A 15,303-nucleotide genomic window follows, 5' to 3' on the forward strand; every position below is an offset into this window, starting at 1 on the left:
AAGTGGATCACTTTTCATCCGTCGTTGACACAATGGAACAAATTGCTGCCCATTGTGAGTCATATTCGCCCTGATTTTCCAGCACCATACGGGTCGCCCGCTGACGGACTTCGGGGGAAAACCAGTATTTTTAGTCATCCTGTTTACCTCCTTCTCAGAGAGTTTCATCTCCAGGATTCCCGGGACAGTTCACAGGAATTCTGCACTTTGATAATTTTGACGATGCCGTTAAGTGCTGCGCAGACCTGAATATTTCGTTCTTTGTGGATGTGGGAAACAAAAAGATGGTCTTCTGGTTTGTTCGTGTTGATGACGAAGGCTATCCGGAAATTGCCCGCTGTACGGAGTGGGTGTTTGCGACCATTCTTGCCGGTATCAGCGCCGGCGGTATGTACTGTCCGGAGTGCGGCACGGTTCACTGGCCGGACGGAGTCCCCCCCTTCTGATGCTTCCCCTTTTTGCCGACATTTTTCAGCAGGGAAACCGCTTCGTCAGAGGGGGAAGTCGCAGTGGTCACCCGACTCAGTACTTTAGTGTCAACCTCCGGTATCTAGTTGCTTCTCCTCTGCTCTATAAAATAAATCAACTATCATCACACTGCGAGTTCATATGTACCGCCAGTGACGCATCTGAAAAACGCGTCAATATGAGTTCACCGGAATATTACTTACCCCCGGAACATCACCAAAGGGAATGGAGGGAGAGGGGAGACTGATTTTGGCTAAAAGTTAATTGCCCATAAAATAATTTAACATTAAAATAACCATATTTTTTCATGTCTTAAGTTTAAGCTGGAGAAAAAATGGAGTTCAATCGGAGACAGTTCTTTCGAATCTGCGCGGGCGGTATGGCAGGAACAACTGTTGCATCTCTCGGATTCTTATCATCTTTTTCCGTTCACGCGGAAACCCGTCAATACAAACTCTTAAAAGCAAAAGAGACACGTAATAACTGCACATACTGCTCAGTAGGGTGCGGCATGCTGATGTACAGTCTTGGCGATACAGCTAAAAACGTCAAAGAAAGTATCTACCATATTGAGGGCGATCCGGATCATCCGGTGAGCCGTGGCTCGTTGTGTCCTAAAGGCGCTGGCGTGTTGGATTATATTCATAGTAAAAACCGTCTGCAGTATCCCGAATATCGAGCACCTGGGGCAGATAAATGGCAGCGTATTAGCTGGGATGATGCGATTAATCGTATTGCCCGACTCATGAAAGATGATCGTGATGCCAACTTTATTGAGAAAAACGCACAGGGCGTTACTGTCAACCGATGGGCCACTACAGGCATGCTATGTTCCTCAGCGGCAAGCAATGAAACCGGGATCCTTGACGGTAAATTTGCTCGTGGACTAGGTATGGTCGCTATCGACTGTCAAGCACGATTATGTCATGGCCCCACCGTTGCTGCTCTTGCACCAACATTTGGACGTGGTGCTATGACCAACAATTGGGTCGATATTAAAAATGCCAACGTAATACTTATTATGGGCGGCAATGCTGCTGAGGCACATCCGGTAGGCTTTAAATGGGTGGTCGAAGCGCAAACTAAAAACGACGCGACCGTGGTGGTGGTAGACCCGCGCTTTAACCGTAGCGCCGCCGTCGCCGATCTGTATGCGCCAATACGCGCTGGTTCAGACACAGTATTCCTGCTCGGAGTAATCCGTTATCTGCTGAAGAACAACCGGGTGCAGCACGACTATGTGCGCCATTACACGAACGCCAGCCTTATAATACGTGATGACTATCAGTTCAATGACGGTCTGTTTAGCGGCTATGACGACAAGAAACGTCAGTATGATAAATCAAGTTGGTTCTATCAGCTTGACGAACAGGGTAATGCCCTGCGTGATGATTCATTGAATCATCCACGCTGCGTGTGGAATTTGTTGAAAACTCACGTCGAGCGTTATACGCCAGAAATGGTTAACCGACTGTGTGGGACTACCGTGGCGGATTTCAATCGAATCTGCGAAATTCTCGCTAGTACCTGTGTTCCTGATCGCACCGCCACCATCCTGTACGCACTGGGTTGGACACACCACTCCAACGGGGCACAGATTATTCGCGCCGCTGCTATGCTCCAGTTACTACTGGGTAATATAGGTATGGCAGGCGGTGGTGTTAACGCCCTACGTGGCCATTCCAATATTCAGGGATATACCGATCTTGGCTTATTGTCGACAAACCTGCCGGGCTATATGCCGCTGCCGTCGGAAAAACAGCCAGACTATCAGACCTATATTTCGCAAATCACGCCACCTGCGTTAGGTGTGAATGAGGTCAATTACTGGAAAAATACTCCGAAATTCTTTGTTAGCATGATGAAAAGTTTCTGGGGCAATAATGCAACAGTGGAAAATAACTGGGGCTACGACTGGCTACCTAAATGGGATCGCCTGTATGACGTAATGACTCAGACCGAATTGATGCTCGAAGGGAAGCTCAATGGTTACATCGTTCAGGGATTTAACCCACTGGCGGCGTTTCCCGATAAAAACAAATCAATTCGGGCACTTTCCAAACTGAAATATATGGTGGTTATCGATCCACTGGCCACTGAGTCTTCCAATTTTTGGCAGAATCATGGCGAGATGAACGATGTAACCCCGGCAGATATTCAGACCGAAGTTTTCCGCCTGCCATCTTCCTGCTTTGCTGAAGAAAATGGTTCAATAGCTAACTCCGGGCGTTGGTTGCAGTGGCACTGGGCTGCGGCAGAACCACCAGGTGAAGCCTGGCATGACGGAAAGATCCTTGGCCACCTGTTTATGCGACTGCGTGAACTATATCAGCAGGAAGGCGGAGCGAATCCTCAACCCTTGTTGAATATTGCCTGGAATTATAAAGATCCATATGACCCACACCCAGAAGAGATTGCTCGTGAAGCAAATGGCCAGGCACTTGAAGACATTTATGATGATAAAGGCCAGCTTATTGCCCAGAATGGTCAGCAGCTCAGCAATTTTGCACAGTTACGCGATGACGGCTCTACCAGTTGTTTCTGCTGGGTCTACTGTGGAAGCTGGACAGAGCAAGGTAACCAGATGGCAAATCGTGATAATAGTGATCCATATGGTTTGGGCTGCACACCGGGCTGGGCGTGGTCATGGCCAGCCAACCGCCGTATTCTCTACAATCGCGCTTCGGCAGATCCATCAGGAAAACCGTGGGATCCAAAACGAGCTCTGCTGCATTGGGATGGCAGAAAATGGCTCGGTATGGATGTCGCAGACTATGATAAGGCAGAACCGGGCAGCAGTGTTGGTCCGTTTATCATGAATCCGGAAGGTGTAGCGCGTTTGTTCTCCATCGACAAAATGAACGACGGGCCATTCCCGGAACATTACGAACCCATTGAGTCGCCTATTGGTACTAACCCGCTGCACCCGGATGTTGTATCCAGCCCAGTTGCACGTATCTACAATGACGATATCACCAATATGGGTAAAGCGGATGCCTTCCCGTACATCGCAACAACTTACTCCATTACGGAACTGTTTCGCCACTGGACCAAACATGCTCTGCTCAACGCCATCGTTCAACCCGATCAATTCATCGAAATCGGTGAGGCGCTGGCGAGCAAAAAAGGCATTAAAGCTGGTGATACGGTGAAAGTGATGTCGAAACGCGGCTTTATAAAAGCAAAGGCGGTGGTCACCAAACGTCTGCAAACGCTGATGATCGATGGTAAGCAGGTCGATACAATCGGTATTCCTTGTCACTGGGGCTTTGAAGGTGCTACACGCAAAGGGTTCCTCGCCAATACGTTAACGCCATCGGTGGGTGATGCGAACTCGCAAACACCGGAGTATAAAGCATTTCTGGTCAACATAGAGCGAGCGTAAGGAAGGTGACTCATGGCTATGCAATCACAAGATATTATAAAACGCTCTGCGACGAACAACATCACGCCGCCGCCTCAGGCGCGGAATTACCGTGCAGAAGTGGCGAAACTAATTGATGTAACCACCTGTATTGGGTGTAAAGGCTGTCAGGTAGCATGCTCAGAGTGGAACGATATTCGTGATGAAGTGGGTTACTGCAACGGAGTCTATGACAACCCGACAGATCTCAGCGCTAAGTCTTGGACAGTGATGCGCTTTAGCGAAACCACCCAGAACGATAAGCTGGAATGGCTGATCCGCAAAGACGGTTGCATGCACTGCGCCGATCCTGGTTGTTTGAAAGCCTGTCCATCACCTGGAGCAATCATTCAGTATGCCAACGGGATTGTCGACTTTCAGTCCGAGCACTGCATTGGCTGTGGCTACTGCATTGCTGGCTGCCCATTCAATATTCCCCGGCTTAATCCTGAAGATAATCGGGTCTATAAATGTACGTTGTGCGTTGACCGGGTCAGCGTGGGTCAGGAACCTGCCTGCGTGAAAACTTGTCCGACCGGTGCTATCCAGTTTGGAACCAAAAAAGAGATGCTTAATGTAGCTGAAACTCGTGTGGCACAGTTGAAAAAACGTGGCTATGTCAACGCGGGTATTTACAACCCTCAAGGGATTGGCGGCACCCACGTGATGTATGTACTTCATCACGCGGATCAACCATCTCTTTACCACAATCTGCCAGATGACCCCAAAATCGCCGTACCAGTAAACTTCTGGAAGGGGATTTTAAAACCACTCTCCGCAGCCGGATTTATCGCCACTTTTGCCGGGCTGATTTACCACTACGTGGGAGTAGGCCCAAACAAAGAGACGGATGATGATGAAAAGGAAAACGGTCATGAGTAAAAGCAACATGATTCTGCGTACCAAATTTATCGACCGTGCTTGTCACTGGACGGTGGTAATAAGCTTCTTCCTGGTGTCACTTTCCGGTATTGCGCTTTTCTTCCCAACATTGCAATGGCTTACTGAAACCTTCGGTACACCGCAAATGGGACGAATTCTACATCCGTTTATCGGAGTGATGATTTTCATCATGCTGATGTTTATGTTCGTTCGTTTTGTATACCACAATATTCCCGATAAACAGGATCTTCCTTGGATTAAAGGGATCGTTGATGTACTTAAAGGCAATGAGCATAACGTCGCTGATGTGGGGAAATACAACGCAGGGCAGAAAATGATGTTTTGGAGCATCATGAGCCTGATTCTGGTATTACTGGTTACCGGCGTTATTATCTGGAGGCCATACTTTGCCCATTATTTCTCAATTAACATAGTTCGTTGGTGTTTGTTAATCCACGCGACAGCAGCTATTGTACTGATTCACGCCATTCTGATTCATATATACATGGCGTTTTGGGTAAAAGGTTCAATTAAAGGTATGATTGAAGGGAAAGTTAGTCGACGCTGGGCGAAGAAACACCATCCTCGCTGGTATCGTGAGGTTGAATCTACTGAAAAAGAAACAACGGAATTACAGTCTAAGTAAAAGCTCACCTCCTAAGGAGCTGGTTTCAGATTGCAGACAAAGTCCTAAATAACTGCTCCTATACCGCTACACTGTAAGCGTCAACGGAGCACCGTATTGACGCTTATTTATTGGTGAGAACTACGTTCCATGGCAGGAGTTCGTCAACACGGTTGGAGGGCCATTCCGGCAGTACGCTCAGAATATGGCGCAGATACGCTTCCGGATCGATACCGTTCAGACGGCAGGTGTCGATCAGCCCGTACTGCAGTGCACCACGCTCGCCGCCGTGATCGCTACCGAAGAACACGTAATTTTTCTTTCCGAGACAGACAGCACGAAGCGCTCTTTCCGCTGTGTTATTGTCCGCCTCCGCCAGACCGTCATCACTGTAATAACAGAGGACGTCCCACTGATTCAGTACATAGCTGAACGCTTCGCCCAGTCTGGAGTTTTTCGACAGCGTGCCATTCTTCTCCACCATCCATTCATGCAGCGACGTCAGTAACGCTTTGCTTCGCTGCTGCCTGACTTGCTATTCACCGGAAAGGGGCCAGTCAGTGAATACCTAGTGAAATCGCTTCACCAGAGAAAAAATAGCGGTTTTGCTGACACCAGTCTGCGCAGAAATGCGCGGGTACGACAGTGACTCGTCAAATCTCAGCTGTAGCACACGCGGGATTAATTCCGGATTATCTGCCAGTACCGCCTTTCGTGCATTCATCTTAAATGTCCTTTTACTGCGAAAATGGACATTGGTATCGGAAACAGGAAAGGGAGGCGAAAGACGGTGAAGCGCTTACCATCAAGGCCAAGGGCGGTTAAGATATCAAAGTGAAATGAGTGCCGCTCCGATTAAGTGAACGGTATTTCACTGGTATCATTTTTTACTGCCTCATCCGGCGAAAAGATGCTTGATAAAGAATTAATCTCGTGAATATATATCACGAGTATATACTTTATCTCTGACATCCGTTAATTCATCTGTAATTCTGTTCGCGAGTATAATGTCTGACTTTTTTTTGAATACAGGCAATTCATTGACTAATATTAAATCACTTACTGTTTTATTTTGCAATATTGGTTCATATATAATAATAGATATGTCTCTTGACTTTAGTTGACGGATGATATCCATAACGGCAGACTCACGGAAGTTATCTGAACCATTTTTCATAATAACTCGATAAAAACCCACTACTTTATGTTTTTTTTCCAATACTCTCTGTACAATAAAAGATTTACGTGTATCGTTTGCTCTCACTGTAGCAGTAATAATATCGCTGTGTATATTTAGTTTATCATAGTTTGCTTTCAGTTGTTTCGTATCTTTTGGCAGACAATATCCACCATAACCAAATGATGGGTTATTATAATAATCACCAATTCTTCTATCCAGACAGACACCTCTGATTATATCTTTAGTGTTCAGCCCCGTAATTTCAGCATAGGTATCAAGTTCATTGAAAAATGCCACTCTTGTAGCGAGAAAAGCATTGGAAAATAGTTTTATTGCTTCAGCTTCTGCAGGCTCTGTGAACAAAACGGGTACATCCCTTTTCATTGCGGCATTTTTCATAATACTGGCAAAATGCCTCGCGCACTCTGAACGCTCTCCGATAATAATTCGAGATGGATAGAGATTATCATATAGTGCTTTCCCTTCACGTAAGAATTCTGGTGAAAATATTATTTTGTCAGTGCAATATTTATGTCTGACTTTTTTTGTAAATCCAACAGGGATCGTTGATTTAATGATTATCACTGCCTGTGGATTAAATTTTACCACATCTTCTATAACTGACTCCACAGAAGCAGTATCAAAGAATCCTGTATTAGGATCATAATCAGTTGGAGTAGCAATTATAACATAATCAGCATCTAGGTAAGCTTCACTTTTATGCGTGGTTGCTTTAAAACAAATATTCCCAGTTTGGAATACCTCCCGTATTTCATCATCATCAAGCGGTGAAATTCGTTTGTTCAACTGCTCAACCCTAATGGCATCAATATCAAATGCCGTCACATTATGATAACGTGCAAGAAGTAGTGCATTGGATAACCCAACGTATCCAGTTCCTGAAACGGTAATATTCATATTTCACACCATAAAAATAACGATTATTCAGTTAAATTTTTATTTCTACTTCTAGACCGACTGAATATGCAGGGGAACTGCGGGGAGAATTTTCAGTAGATGATACCCGAAAACGCTCTGATGGCATAAACATCCCTAGCAATAGCTCAGTTTTTATATTTTTACTAAATTCGTAGCCCCAGATAAGATCTATTTCACTCCCGAGATCCAGAGTAGAACTATTGTCATAACGGGACTTCAGGTCTGGATCATGAGAAGATAAAAAATCCCTGTCTGATTGTCTATAATAATGATATACAAGATCCAGTGAACTGCTTGGGGATATATCCATTCCAGTGCCAACCGTCAGGATACGTATATTTGTCAACTCTGGAGATAATGTATTACCATAAATACTGAATTTAGTATTTCCACCAAAGCTGGCTTCATTCGACTGCAATCCGGTCTGATGATATTTTTTACTGGCTATGGCGTAACCCAGAGTAAAGCGGCTGCGCGATGGACTGTTATGAATCCAAGTAAGCCCTGCATCAATTACCCTCCCCTGATATTTTTTTTCGGATTTTTCTGCATACATTCCTCCGACCTCCAGCCAGTGCCGCCATCCCGTATCCGATGTACTGTGGGAACGTATCCCGTAAAAAGACTGACGCTCATATACATCATGCGTGTTTTTATTTACAGCAAAATAAATACCGGTATCCCAGTCCTTTTCCACACTGTACTGCAAAAATGCAGATTGTACGGATATCACACTTTTGTTACGTGTTGTATCATCAAGCAAATCTCGCTGCCAGTAATTCACACGTCCTGCCACCATCTCCACCTGCCAGTCATCTTTTTTCCAGCGCCCCCATATACCATCAAGATTTTCATCAAAAAGCCATTCTCTGACATCGCGGTACAGCCACCGCCCGGCTCGAATTTCTGCTCCGACTTCACGCAAACTTCCCCCTATATATCCCTGAGTCAGTTCCAGTCGGGTTTTATGTTCTTCTGGTTTACCGGAATCCCTCCTGGTTTTGTTTTTCAGTTCAGCTTCCGCCACACCATACAGAGAAGACTTTCTGGCAATCTCAATTCTTAAACGATATTGTGGCTCAAATTCATGTCGGTTTTCCTGCTTTTGTCCCTTCCTTAATGTTCTGTTCCGCCAGCTCTCGCCTTCCAGCTTCATTGTAGAATGAAACCGTATCAGTTGTTCCCGGTTACTTTTGTCCCCGGACAGACTGTTTTTTTTTGGACGAAATAACTCATTGTCAACAGACTCTGAAGCCTGTACCGGAACTACTCCACAAACAAAAAACAGAAGAAAATAACCACAGAATCGACCGGAACCGTTTCTGAACATAATTAAAAATACTCCATGCACTTTTCACAATAAGCAAGCAAAAGTAGGGTGGTATGCTTCCGCCCCGGAATTCGGGTACTCAAAAAAATATGCCGGGCCAGTGATAACAACCGGAACCCTTCCGTTTCTTTCACTGTTACCCCGGACATGTGGCTGAGCCATGACTCCACAAATGCTGTTTCATGTGCATGGAATATCCGGTAATCCCCCTTATAGCGGATCCCCAGTTCACAGACATGGGCCAGCCAGTTACCAGCATCCAGAGCGGAAGGCCCGGTACAACTCAGGTCAAAATCAAGAAGGGTCAGACAGCGTCTGTCATTTCGGTTACTGATAATCTGATCAGGGTAAAAATCACGATGAAGGCAGCTTTTCCGTGTACCCGAAAGAACAGCAGCCACTTCACGCAGCCCTTTCATCAACGCATCGATACGTTTATAAAGGGCAACGTTTTCCTCTCCTGCTATTGTCAGTCCCTGCTCAAGTACAGACAGTTCATCTGTCAGAGTCCACTGCCGTCCATTCACGACCCGGGCCAGTTCACCATGCTGCTGAAGGGCAGAAAGTGCGTATCCGACAGCTGTGCCAGTACTTATCTGCTCGTGCCTAGAAAACACATTTGAAATCAGTACGTCTGTCAGCAAAAGACCATCAACATGACGCTGCAGCCACATTCTCTTTTCCGGCAAAATCATCAACGGTTCCGGCACACTGATCCGGTTCTGCCGATGAAAACCATCAGACCACAATGCCTGCTGACAGCAGTATGAAAATTTATCAACCCCCTTTTCACGATACTTCCCAACAATCAGCAGAGGAGAAGAACTCCCTCGTCTCCCAAAATGGTATTCAATCAGAGCCCTACGCCCAGGCTTCTGCCGTAATAACCGGGTACTAATAAGTTGACTATCTGCTGTCACACAAGGGAGTTTGAGGAGAAAAGATTGCATTTCATGGACAGAACAAAGCTCCTGCAACGTTGCCTGCCACTCAGGAGATAGGTGTAGCTGACGCACAGATATCCTCCACTCTGTTCAGTAACAGTTCTGCTTTTTTCGGCCAGTAGGCATCCCGTTTACGAAAAGGCTCCACAACAAGACACATCAGCGCTTTTGCGGTATACCATTCGATATCAAAAGCATTGATCTTTCGTTCCATTTTGTATCCAGCAAGCAGTGCGTCATGAATTCCTCTTGCCTGAGCAGCGGTGAGCTCTCCGTTAATGACATCCATTTCAGTCCGGGCAATAAAGCTGCCGGGATCACCAGCAGGATGACCATATACACAACGATCCCAGTCGATGATATTCACACTCCGGCCATCCTCTGCAACGATAACCTGATCAGCAGAAAAATCTCCGTGCAAAAGAACCTGCTCATGGCTCAGCCATTCAGATAACGCCTTCAGACGAAGAATACAATGACTAAAACGTTCCGCGAGCTCTGGATAAAGTGCAGTCACCATGCCATGTTCCTGCCAGAGCTGCTGGAGCGCCTCCCGGCAGGTTTGTTTCTCTGGCAGGAAATAAGGCTCATTATGGATCTTGGCCAGTGACTTTCCAGTCAGCGTGACCAAACTGAGATATTCCTGACCATGCAGAAAATAATCCAGACTTTTTCCCGCTATCCATCGGGTAGCGATCAGTCTGTCTGTTTCATTCACCCCCAGAAGTTCAATATGAGCCAGAGAGGATCCGGCCTGGCTTCCCCGTAACTGACGAAAAAACTCTTTTTCTGCCGCACAACGAATGACCGCAAAAGGATGTTCATCTCTATAAACACCAATGACACAACGACGCCCGGGTTTGTAACGCAAAAAATGCCAGCGTTCCCGCTCTTGTCCGGTGACTGAGCCTCGTGCATTCTGCAGCAGTGCTGTATATTTATTATTATACAGTGCGGCCAGGCATAACTTGCGATCCAGTTGTGGTGAAGAAATAAATGCAGCCAGTTCATCAAGTAATACAGGGGTTTCAGGCCAGTCACTGGTATTTTTCCCGTCAGAAACTAATCGACTGCAATAAGATATAAATCTGGAGCGCGTCAGCGCTCTGACAAAACAAAAATACGGTATCTCATCAGCAATATAGAGCGTCACCCCTACGACACAACTGGTTTTAGGTTTGTAACGGATGTAGGTAACGCTTACACGCTTCAGGGATAAAAAAGGCTTTTGCTGTCGCAGAACGCCAGTCAGCACCGTTTCGTCAAGTAGTGCAGCAAGCCCGGGCAGCATGGAATCCCGGCTAACAAGAGCGCGCTCAACATCATTCAGCATTCCCTTTTCCCTCCTTCTGCAGTAACCACAGTTCTGCATAGCGTCCCTGTCGTGCCATCAGAGAATGGTGATTGCCTCGCTCCGTTATTTTTCCCTGCTCCATGAAAATAACTTCATCAGCCTGAGCGGCCAGAGATAAATCATGTGTGATAATCAGTGCTGTTTTATTCTTGAGGAGTCTTTTCAGCTCTGTAAAGACCGCCAGTTCATTTATACTATCCAGCCCTACACCTGGTTCATCAAGCAGAATAAAAGGCGTATTCAGGAGAATCACCCGGGCAATTGCTATGCGCTGTCGCTGCCCTCCGGAAAGCGTATTTCCACGTTCTCCTACTATAGTATTATATCCCTGTGGTAGCCCGCTGATGAACTCATGTGCATTGGCCTGTCTGGCCGCTGCAATTATTTCATCATCACTGAAGGTCTTTCCTGCTCCCAGCGTAATATTATCCCGAATACTGTATCCGAATAACAGGGGCTCCTGAGGTAGATATCCAATCCTCTGACGCAGAGATGTCACACAAAACTCGTGCAACTCATTCTTTCCCAAAAGGATACGACCAGAATCCGGCTCATATAACCGTAACAATAAACGGCTGAGCGTGGATTTTCCAGCCCCCGAGGGTCCGGTCACTGCCAGAGTATGACCCGACGGGAGATGGAAACTGACATTATGAAGAGTTCTACCGCACTCTCCATTCTTTCCCTCTCGGTAAGTGAAACTAACATTTTCAAAGCGAATATCCGGCATCTCTGATAACGGCAGTTTTTTTCCCTCAACAGAGTATTCTACTGGCAGATAATGCAGTAACCCTGCAACCCTTTCTCCAGCTGTAAATGCCCTGATCAGACGCGTACTGTATCTTGCAAACTCACGTACAGGACGGAACATATTTTTCAGGTAGGATAAAAAAACCAGTAATTCTCCGGCTGACATTTTTCCGCTCAGAACACTTCTGGCTCCCAGCAGTAATACCATAGCTGTGATCCCCGCAATCAACAGTTCAATCAGACACTCCAGCCCGACAGCCTGTTTTCTGGCTTTCACATTCTGTTGTAGACTCTGTCGTTCCGGTCCCTCAAATGCCCTTATGGCATCTTTCTCCAGTGCCATGGCCTGAACTGTTGCTATCGCAGTCATGAACTCTGCTGAACGGGCAGCAAGTTCCCCTTCATGCTGTCTCTGAACCCGGTTGACATCTCTGATCCGTCTTCCTCTCCAGACTGTCACCAGCACAAGAAGTGGAACCGGAAGCAATGCTACCACTGTCAGTTGCCAGTTCAGCCAGAGCATGATGCCGGCCATACCAGTGAACACTGTAAGGCTAGATAACAGAGGCATTACAGCTGTCACCATCGCATCACGCATCATTCCGATATCATTTATCAGTCTCATAGTCAGATCACCGGCTCTCAACTCCTGATGAGCTGAAAGGGGTAATCTTAGCAGATGTGTAAACAGTGACTTCCGGATAATGCTCAGGATCCTGCTTCCGGCCAAGGCCATTCTGGTTGCGGTGAAATAGCCACATAATCCCTTTAGCACAGCTATAGCAATAACACCCAGAGCACATCCCGGTAACAGATAGTCTTGGATAGTGTCATTCCCGACCGAAAACCAAGAAAAGTCATCATATCTGGCTTTTCCCAGAACAAAATCCACAGCAAGTGCTAATGGCCAGGGTTCCAGTAACCGGATAATACTGGTCAGAAGTAATGTCAGAAATACACTTGACAACAGCATCTTCTGTGTCCGGATGGCCGGCCAGAACGTTCGTAATACCTGCTGATGTTCAGACTTCATCCAATCCTCCAGTCAGCAGCGTAATATCGGCATATAACCAGATTTTCCTAAGCACATTCTCCCAGCTATTCTGTTTCACATATAGACCTCCGGCTTCCCCCATTTTCCGGCACAACGAAGGGGAGTCAGCCAAAGTGATAATTGCATCAGATAGTGCTGACGGTGATTCTGGTGGGATCAGAAGTCCGGTTTTTTCATGCTTTACAATGCTATCAAGATCTCCGGTTCGAGATGTGATTACTGGCAATTCTGCCGCCATATATTCATAAATTTTAAGAGGCGAAAAATAAAAATCATCGAAATGCGGATAGGGAGCAACCCCCGCATCAGCACAAGCAAGCAATGCAGGAACATCACAATGAGCAACACCACCATGAAATACCACTGCGTTATCTACACCAGCACTCCGGAAAGCATTCTCCAGTGCTGGACGCTCCGGTCCATCCCCGATGATAGAAAGACTAATATCTGTTCTCTGACGACGCAGTAAAATAAACGCTTCTGCCAAGGTATCCATCCCGTGCCAGGGCTTCAGGGTTCCGGAAAATACCACAGTAAAAACGCTACCCCGCGCCATGTTTTTTTTATAAAAAGAAGCCGGATTCACGCCGTTTCGGACAACATGGACTTTTCCTTCTGTTGCAGGTAATGTCTCCAACCAACGACGGATACCGGGCGAAACTGCTATCACCGTACTGGCATGCTCCAGTACAAGCTCCAGTACTTGATAAGCTTCATGCTCCATCACCATCTTTCGCCAGCGTTTCTGCTCCAGCGGAAGGGGAGCATTAACCTCCAGTATGCCCGGGATCCCTGCATTCCGGGCATATTCCATCCCGGCAAAACTCCAGAGAGAATAGCGCTCATAAACAACATCAAAAGGACCGGCAGACACCAACCTACTCTTCAGTTCTTGATTTCCCCTGAGTGCTTGACTGGCTTTTTCCTCATCTGAATCTGTTCCGGATAAATCAAAAAGAGGGACAACCCTGACAGCACGAAATTCTTCCGGTACTGGCGAAAATCCCCGGCAGGTAAACAATGTCACATCCATACCGGCGTTCAGCATTTCCCTGAGCATTCCCTGGATATGAATGGAAGCTCCTTTATATCCAAAAACAGGAATACCAGGATCTGCACAAACATAGGCCACTCTCACTGAACTCTCTCCTGTATTCCTGCCTGAATTGCATCCTCAAATATTTCACGCAGTCGCCGGGTGTTACGATCAATATCAAATGCATCTTCAATTCGTTTTCTCGCATTCAGCGCCAGATACTTCCTCAGCACAGCATCACCAGCCATTCTTTCAATGGCATCAGCCATTACACCCGGTTTTTCAGGATCAATACAGAATCCAGTGTGGCCGTCAGTCACCAGTTCAGGGATCCCGGCAACCCGGGTAGAAATAACAGGCAATCCCTGCGCCATGGCCTCCAGTAATACTGTCGGCAACCCATCCCGGTCCCCATCACTACTGATAATGCAGGGAGCAACCAGCATCGTGGCCCGGTGCATAGCCATTTTCACATATCCCTGAGGTTGGGCTCCGGTCAGTGTGATGACAGACGACAGACCACTCTCTTCAACCTGTCGCCTCAGCGTCTCTTTTAGAGGACCATCTCCCACTAAAGTGCAGTGAAAATTCATTCCCCGACAATACAACAAACGCAGCGCTTCAATCAGCGTACTGAAGCCCTTTTTAACGACCAAACGTCCCACCGCTAATATTTCAGTGTTTTCCGGCCCTATGAGATTGTCGCGACACAGGTATTGTTGTAAATCAATACCGTTATAAAGCCTCTCCAGTGAAGCCAGATTTCCACCATACTTTTTCTGTAACCAGGCACAATTATAATCTGATACAGTAATCACCCGGCTCGCATCCCGGAGCTTCAGGGAAATTGCAGAGTCTTCAGGATAATCAAAATAAATATCTTTCGCATGTGCGGTAAAGCTGTACGTGATCCCTGCGAGTTTTGCTGCCAAGCGAGCGACTGTGGTCGCTTTTGTAGCAAAATGTGCATGAAGATGCCTGATCCCTCTTTCCTGTACAGTTGCTGCCAACATCACTGCCTGAGCAAATTCGTGTACATGATTATATCCGGGATCGGAAAAACATCCGGAAAGTTCCGGTAGTAACGGAAAAGAACGGCGCAGTAAATCATGATAATATTCAGCATTATATTGCCTAGAATTAAAACGAGTTACCGGTGCTTTTACCCGGGAAATAGATTCCTGAAAAAAAGCCTCCTGAACATCTCCAAGGGCGAAAATATCCAGCTTCATTCCGGCTCGTTCATGAGCGAGAATTTCATTGACAATAAATGTTTCTGAAAAGCGGGGATAGCGTTTAACCACATATCCGACATAAGGGTGTTTATTATCCATTACA

Annotated in this window: 11 protein-coding genes and 2 pseudogenes; 4 read left to right on the forward strand and 9 right to left on the reverse strand. The window is 46.5% G+C overall.

Going from position 1 to position 15,303, the window contains the following annotated elements:
- The first annotated feature begins 269 nt into the window (after positions 1 to 269).
- The 4 genes from QUE34_RS27650 (at position 270) to fdnI (ending at position 5,399) form a co-directional block, all read left to right on the forward strand.
- On the forward strand, positions 270 to 446 hold the full coding sequence (locus QUE34_RS27650) for a hypothetical protein (protein WP_157839835.1): 177 nt from the start codon (positions 270 to 272) through the stop codon (positions 444 to 446).
- 356 nt (positions 447 to 802) lie between these two features.
- A complete protein-coding gene (fdnG, locus tag QUE34_RS27655; protein WP_000395613.1) occupies positions 803 to 3,853 on the forward strand; it encodes a formate dehydrogenase-N subunit alpha in 3,051 nt (1,016 codons plus the stop codon).
- Between the two features lie 12 nt (positions 3,854 to 3,865).
- Entirely contained in the window at positions 3,866 to 4,753 is an 888-nt protein-coding gene (fdxH, locus tag QUE34_RS27660; RefSeq protein ID WP_001251453.1) for a formate dehydrogenase subunit beta, read from the forward strand.
- Positions 4,746 to 5,399, forward strand: a complete 654-nt coding sequence (fdnI, locus tag QUE34_RS27665) for a formate dehydrogenase-N subunit gamma (RefSeq protein WP_000045939.1) — start codon at positions 4,746 to 4,748, stop codon at positions 5,397 to 5,399. Before fdxH ends, fdnI begins: the two co-directional genes overlap by 8 nt.
- Positions 5,400 to 5,502: 103 nt before the next feature.
- Here the strand turns inward: fdnI and QUE34_RS27670 are convergent.
- The 9 genes and pseudogenes from QUE34_RS27670 to QUE34_RS27710 all read right to left on the reverse strand — a co-directional run.
- Positions 5,503 to 5,907 (reverse strand): annotated as a pseudogene (locus tag QUE34_RS27670) (IS66 family transposase); the annotation flags it as partial.
- Positions 5,908 to 5,949: 42 nt separating this feature from the next.
- Positions 5,950 to 6,102 (reverse strand): annotated as a pseudogene (locus QUE34_RS27675) (IS66-like element accessory protein TnpA); the annotation flags it as partial.
- A 201-nt stretch (positions 6,103 to 6,303) separates the two neighbouring features.
- Complete coding sequence (locus QUE34_RS27680; protein WP_001028043.1) at positions 6,304 to 7,476, reverse strand: nucleotide sugar dehydrogenase; 1,173 nt, start codon at positions 7,474 to 7,476, stop codon at positions 6,304 to 6,306.
- A 31-nt stretch (positions 7,477 to 7,507) separates the two neighbouring features.
- Positions 7,508 to 8,827: an alginate export family protein gene (locus tag QUE34_RS27685; RefSeq protein ID WP_000489500.1), complete on the reverse strand. Its 1,320-nt coding sequence runs from the start codon at positions 8,825 to 8,827 to the stop codon at positions 7,508 to 7,510.
- Positions 8,828 to 8,829: 2 nt separating this feature from the next.
- On the reverse strand, positions 8,830 to 9,843 hold the full coding sequence (locus QUE34_RS27690) for a phosphotransferase (protein ID WP_001355418.1): 1,014 nt from the start codon (positions 9,841 to 9,843) through the stop codon (positions 8,830 to 8,832).
- The gene (locus QUE34_RS27695; RefSeq protein ID WP_000930903.1) at positions 9,818 to 11,104 is read right to left on the reverse strand and encodes an aminoglycoside phosphotransferase family protein; all 1,287 of its coding nucleotides are present in this window, start codon (positions 11,102 to 11,104) and stop codon (positions 9,818 to 9,820) included. The genes QUE34_RS27690 and QUE34_RS27695 overlap by 26 nt, the downstream gene beginning before the upstream one ends.
- A complete protein-coding gene (locus QUE34_RS27700; protein ID WP_000834219.1) occupies positions 11,094 to 12,908 on the reverse strand; it encodes an ABC transporter ATP-binding protein in 1,815 nt (604 codons plus the stop codon). Before QUE34_RS27700 ends, QUE34_RS27695 begins: the two co-directional genes overlap by 11 nt.
- Positions 12,898 to 14,067 carry a glycosyltransferase family 4 protein gene (locus QUE34_RS27705; protein WP_001261744.1) on the reverse strand — a complete coding sequence of 390 codons (1,170 nt, stop codon included), beginning with the start codon at positions 14,065 to 14,067 and terminating at the stop codon, positions 12,898 to 12,900. The genes QUE34_RS27700 and QUE34_RS27705 overlap by 11 nt, the downstream gene beginning before the upstream one ends.
- Positions 14,064 to 15,299 (reverse strand): glycosyltransferase family 4 protein, encoded by a 1,236-nt coding sequence (locus QUE34_RS27710; RefSeq protein ID WP_000368916.1) that lies wholly within the window; start codon positions 15,297 to 15,299, stop codon positions 14,064 to 14,066. Before QUE34_RS27710 ends, QUE34_RS27705 begins: the two co-directional genes overlap by 4 nt.
- Between the last annotated feature and the right edge of the window lie 4 nt (positions 15,300 to 15,303).

It is taken from the genome of Escherichia sp. KS167_9B (assembly GCF_030295215.1).
Taxonomy (GTDB): Bacteria; Pseudomonadota; Gammaproteobacteria; order Enterobacterales; family Enterobacteriaceae; genus Escherichia; species Escherichia coli_F.

Coding starts and splice junctions, on each gene's coding strand:
- fdnG (WP_000395613.1), top strand. CDS start 803: ATGGAGTTCAATCGGAGACAGTTCTTTCGAATCTGCGCGGGCGGTATG.
- fdxH (WP_001251453.1), top strand. CDS start 3,866: ATGGCTATGCAATCACAAGATATTATAAAACGCTCTGCGACGAACAAC.
- fdnI (WP_000045939.1), top strand. CDS start 4,746: ATGAGTAAAAGCAACATGATTCTGCGTACCAAATTTATCGACCGTGCT.
- QUE34_RS27680 (WP_001028043.1), bottom strand. CDS start 7,476: ATGAATATTACCGTTTCAGGAACTGGATACGTTGGGTTATCCAATGCA.
- QUE34_RS27685 (WP_000489500.1), bottom strand. CDS start 8,827: ATGTTCAGAAACGGTTCCGGTCGATTCTGTGGTTATTTTCTTCTGTTT.
- QUE34_RS27695 (WP_000930903.1), bottom strand. CDS start 11,104: ATGCTGAATGATGTTGAGCGCGCTCTTGTTAGCCGGGATTCCATGCTG.
- QUE34_RS27700 (WP_000834219.1), bottom strand. CDS start 12,908: ATGAAGTCTGAACATCAGCAGGTATTACGAACGTTCTGGCCGGCCATC.
- QUE34_RS27710 (WP_000368916.1), bottom strand. CDS start 15,299: ATGGATAATAAACACCCTTATGTCGGATATGTGGTTAAACGCTATCCC.